The organism is uncultured Nostoc sp. (assembly GCF_964245575.1).
Taxonomy (GTDB): domain Bacteria; phylum Cyanobacteriota; class Cyanobacteriia; order Cyanobacteriales; family Nostocaceae; genus Nostoc.
This window is the reverse complement of sequence record NZ_CAXTNP010000438.1, coordinates 1-4,426: the sequence shown is the minus strand read 5'-3', so window position 1 is coordinate 4,426 and position 4,426 is coordinate 1. Positions and strand designations below refer to the sequence as shown.

Annotated in this window: 3 protein-coding genes and 3 pseudogenes; 4 read left to right on the top strand and 2 right to left on the bottom strand. The window is 38.6% G+C overall.

All coding sequences use genetic code 11. The annotated features are described in order from the left end of the window. The coding region (locus ACFFAP_RS36400) for a hypothetical protein (protein WP_375515766.1) at positions 1 to 223 on the bottom strand (223 nt) is incomplete at its 3' end. Between the two features lie 502 nt (positions 224 to 725). On the opposite strand from ACFFAP_RS36400, the pseudogene ACFFAP_RS36395 reads away from it, so the two are divergent. From ACFFAP_RS36395 to ACFFAP_RS36380, 4 genes and pseudogenes are all read left to right on the top strand, one after another. Next, positions 726 to 1,032 (top strand): annotated as a pseudogene (locus ACFFAP_RS36395) (IS1 family transposase); the annotation flags it as partial. Positions 1,033 to 1,205: 173 nt separating this feature from the next. Continuing rightward, on the top strand, positions 1,206 to 1,736 hold the full coding sequence (locus ACFFAP_RS36390) for an RNA polymerase sigma factor (RefSeq protein WP_375515765.1): 531 nt from the start codon (positions 1,206 to 1,208) through the stop codon (positions 1,734 to 1,736). 489 nt (positions 1,737 to 2,225) lie between these two features. Beyond that, a complete protein-coding gene (locus ACFFAP_RS36385) occupies positions 2,226 to 2,447 on the top strand; it encodes a DUF2892 domain-containing protein (RefSeq protein WP_375515764.1) in 222 nt (73 codons plus the stop codon). An 881-nt stretch (positions 2,448 to 3,328) separates the two neighbouring features. Further along, positions 3,329 to 3,613: pseudogene (locus ACFFAP_RS36380) on the top strand (IS66 family transposase); the annotation flags it as partial. A gap of 318 nt (positions 3,614 to 3,931) precedes the next feature. Here ACFFAP_RS36380 and ACFFAP_RS36375 read toward each other — a convergent pair. Beyond that, a pseudogene (locus tag ACFFAP_RS36375) lies at positions 3,932 to 4,426 on the bottom strand (IS4 family transposase); the annotation flags it as partial.

Below are 4,426 nucleotides of genomic sequence, written 5' to 3'. Positions count from 1 at the left end.
AGATTTTTGTACTGGAGTCACTAGATAAATTTTGTAAGCTCATAAAATAAAGATACTTTGGACAGACAAGTTTGTCTAGTGGGAATCTGAATATTTTTAAATTTTTAGTTCGCAGTGGGTAAGGCACAAGACTCGAAAAAAATTTCCCGCATGGTTTAGGAGGAAATATATCTTCAAATAATCTCCATTCCAAGTCACTCAATCCTTCAAAACGTGCTGCCATAAAGTGATACACCCCCTCTTATTCAAAAAAAAAGTAGCGGACCACATTTTGGTATTAGTGGGATAGATTCACCTAAAAATTTTTTGGACAACCCTGCACCGTTACCGGCTCCATTTCACAGCACTACAAAAAATAGCGATGCCTATGGCGGGCTACGCCTACGCATATCTCCGTCCACTGCTTCATTCTATTAATGCTTGTAATGGTTATGGTGTATAGCTTAGAGCTTTTCTTAGTGCCATTCGGGTATAAATATCATTGGAACAGAAAATCGGGTTAAGCTTAAAAGCCTTATTAGATAAGGATTTTCCTAATAACAAAGGTCATTGACTAATGCTAATCATCAAGTCACTACTCAACGATAAAATAAGGGCTTCAGCTTTTCAAAATGTTTGTATTACTCATGTAACACCTCTTAACCCGGTTTTCTGCGCGAATGCTACTCATACCCCAAGTAGTATTGCTTATTGACAAATAGTACCTGACCTTAACCTCTCACGAATGGGTACTGGGTGATCATAGTGCAGAAACATTTAAACCTTTCTGGAAGGAAAGTTTGCTGTTGGCGGTGCTATTTTTATGTGACGGATGGATAGAAGGTTTACCCCAGTTTTATTAACCCGGAAGATCATATTGTGAGTAAAACATATATGACCCGAGTAGAAGGCGAAAACACTCGTTTACGTCATTATCTAGCACGACTACATCGAAAAACGTTGTGCTATTCTAAGCCCGTAGATATGCTGAAGTATTCAATTCGATTACTACCTCATTACTTGAAGTATTGGGAAATAGCCGTATTAAACTGAATCATCCCGCATTTATGCAACACCCCCTAGTTTTTGACCCCTCTTTTCTGAATCTTTGTGAGAAATCGGGGGTTACCCCTTGCACGAACGCTCGAAATTAACGTATCATCAATTTGACTTGAGGATCGATTATTATAACTACCGACTCTAAATAATTACCAAACGAGCACAAGTTGAAAGCCAAACATGACGAACAATTAATCCAGGCTGCATGTAAAGGCAAAACGGAAGCGATCAATGCCTTGTTAATTCAGCATCATACTAATGTCAGGCGTTTTGCCCATACCTTGTGTGCCACACCAGAAGATGCAGAAGACGCGCTCCAGGAAACCTTGTGGATTATGTCGCGTAAGATTGGTTCTTTACGAGTAACTAGTGCTTTTATTTCGTGGCTATTTACGATTGTCAAGCACGAGTGCTATCGCTTACTGAGAATTAGGCAGAAAGAATTGCCACTTGATACTGTCGCAGAACCACCAGACGAACGCGAACAAAGTAGGGATCGAGTGCAAATCGCACAGGACATTTCGATCGCTATTAAAAACTTACCCCTTATCTACCGACAAGTGATTGTCATGCGCCATCTAGAAGAAATGACAACGGCAGAGGTAGCCACAACTTTGGGTATTACTGTGGAAGCAGTTAAGAGTCGCCTCCACAGAGCAAGAAATATCTTGAAAACAACGCTAAACCCAACAGAATAAGCAGGCATCTGCTTTCAATGCTTCTTCTTTCAAGATAGAGGCACTTTCATTCCAGCGATCACATTCTACTTTGAGCATCCCTGTTTCATTCTCTACACCCACTTATTCACAGTCAGTAGACCGAAAAGTTCTGCGATCACTCTGTGATGGATACCTGTGAAATTAATTATTGTCTAAAAAACCGTATTAATACATTTTATAGACAACTCGTTGAGAAATTTCTGATAAGTAAAACTAATAAACTAATCAAAAAGGTAAGCGCAACTCTTGCATTAAGTACTGGTGGTATGTTATGTAATTTATGTAAAGTTTTGAGGTAAAGAAGCAAAATTTTTGAGTTTGACTTGTGAAAAATCCTGGGTAAATTTCTCCTTTTTGAATTTGTTAACAAATGTAAAGAATTGAATCCTTTTGTGGTGTCTGCATCTCTTATCAGGGGAAGGCAAACAAGGCTCTTCCTCATTACATCACAGCAAAAGGAACACCAACATGATTTACCGTAAAAATCTATATACTTGGGAACAAGGGCTTCGGATAACAATAGGCATTGCACTGGTGGTTGGTGGACTTTTTTCTAATCTTGCTCCAATTCCAAAAAGTGCGATCGCAATTGGTGGTTGCTTTACAGGAATTACAGGTTTGTTCGGCTTTTGTCCGGCATGTGCTTTAGTAGGGAAAAAGTTGAAAGACGACGAAAATTTAAAAGGCTAATCTACTGATCGTTGAAATAGAAAAATTATAAGTTGGGTTTCATTCTTCAACCCAACTTACCTGACATCTGACTTTTCACGGGATGTGGAAAAAGAGATATGGTTCGCAACTTTTCGTCGCGAACCAATAAAATTTGCCTGAAGATGATTTGCGCTCTTTGGTATAATATCATGTTCGCCAAATTACCCATAATAAAATAACCCCTCCCGAAGAGCGCGAGGGGAGCTAAAGCGTAGCTTTGGCGGGGTGGGCTTGGGGGTATTATGCTTAATTGCCCGGACATCATATAATACTAATTCACGAAAAGCCTAATACAAATAAAGCATCAAGAATAAAATCCTAACCTGTGATAGAAGCAACGATTGAAGTTTTAATTTTTCCAAATGCTTTCAGATAAATTCTCTTAAAGGCTATCCATTATCCGCATCTTTCTTAACATTGCTGAAAGGCAGACATTATATTATAACCCACATTCTGCACCCCCAGCAGTGTCACACACTATAAGCTGTGGGCAACTGAAGTTAAAGATAGTGCAAAAGTACTAAAAAGAGGGAACAATGAAGCGGTGCGATCGCCCCTTGCAGAGATCGCCCTCGTGGCAATAGCCAAAAACTGATCGGATCGGGTAAATAAATCCGAGCAAAATCATGTTCTTCGATGAGATATCAATAAGAGAAAAGACATCCCAAGTAAACGAGTATCGGGACTTAAACATTTTTGGGGCATAAACAAGCCTCAAACCCATACAGGGCAAGGAAAATACACCAAAGGCTCAAAAATGCTTGAAACCCAGATATATCAAGAAACTAGGCAAATCAATGTCAAAGTCTCTCTGTATATACATTTGAGGCTTTTTTATGGCTATTTTTTGCCTAAGTCCCATTAATTTAATTAATGAAGCCTTTAGCAATTATGCTTGATGGTCTGAGATTTTTTACTCAACCAATTACAACGATTGGGTCAATCAATTTAAATTGAAGTTGCACTCTTGACTTGCTCAGTGGATTGACCTCACCGGAGCTACAGTAGCTAACCTTTTACGTTCTTTACGGGATAAAGCAAGTCAATGGTGGTACTTCCTTGAAAACCCTGAAGTCCCCCCTGATAACAACTTAGCTGAACGAGCACCTCTTTACTGCCTGAAGTCAATACTTACCAGAAATAAGTAATAAATGTTGCTTAATCGCCATTGCTCATATCCGCTGATTTACCTTGATTGAATCTGGTGCAGTTTCTCTGCTTTTTCCTCACAACTCCTTCACTTGCTGAAATGCATTGTGTTTTAATCCGCGATCGCCCCCTGGTCGATTACATTACATTTATTCTCTGTGACACTACTAGGTACAGAATGGGGGTTATAAAGTTTGTAAAAATGGGGATAGTTGTGTGGATTGACAACAGATAATAAATAGGGCTTGCTGAAAAAGTGATAAAAACTTATAGAAGGGTTAATTAGTTATTCAAGCAAGGAGCAAACTAAGTTTTTATTGTGTGCAATTAGCAAAACTATATTGCTTATTACTTAAATTTAATAGAGTTACTCCTAACAAGATTAACTGATCAATATGAGATAAATTGGCAGCGATACCGTGTAAGCGCCATAGCCCACGCCAAATAGTTTTAACACCAGGTTCTCCATCACCTTTTCGAGCTAAAAAACCATCCAGAGTTGCAATCATTCGTACAGCATCTTGCAAAGAAGGTGGATTTTCTGGTGAAATTGGATTATTGTTTATAGTCGCACATAAAGATTACCATTCACTCTTTTTTTAAACAGCATCATAAGGTAAATTAGGATTAACTCGTCAAAAGTAGGTCAGCCATAATAAACGCCAAGCCACAATTGTATAAGTGGCTAATGCCATATTTATTCGGTCAGCAGTTTCTAATTGTAAGTTATCAATTCCACACCCACTTTTTAATGTGTAAGTAAGTCGGCGGGGAAATTTATAAGTATGTAACAAAAGCTTAACCAGAGT

Excerpts from the sequence above, each read along its gene's own strand:
- ACFFAP_RS36385 (WP_375515764.1), top strand. The coding sequence starts at position 2,226 with ATGATTTACCGTAAAAATCTATATACTTGGGAACAAGGGCTTCGGATA.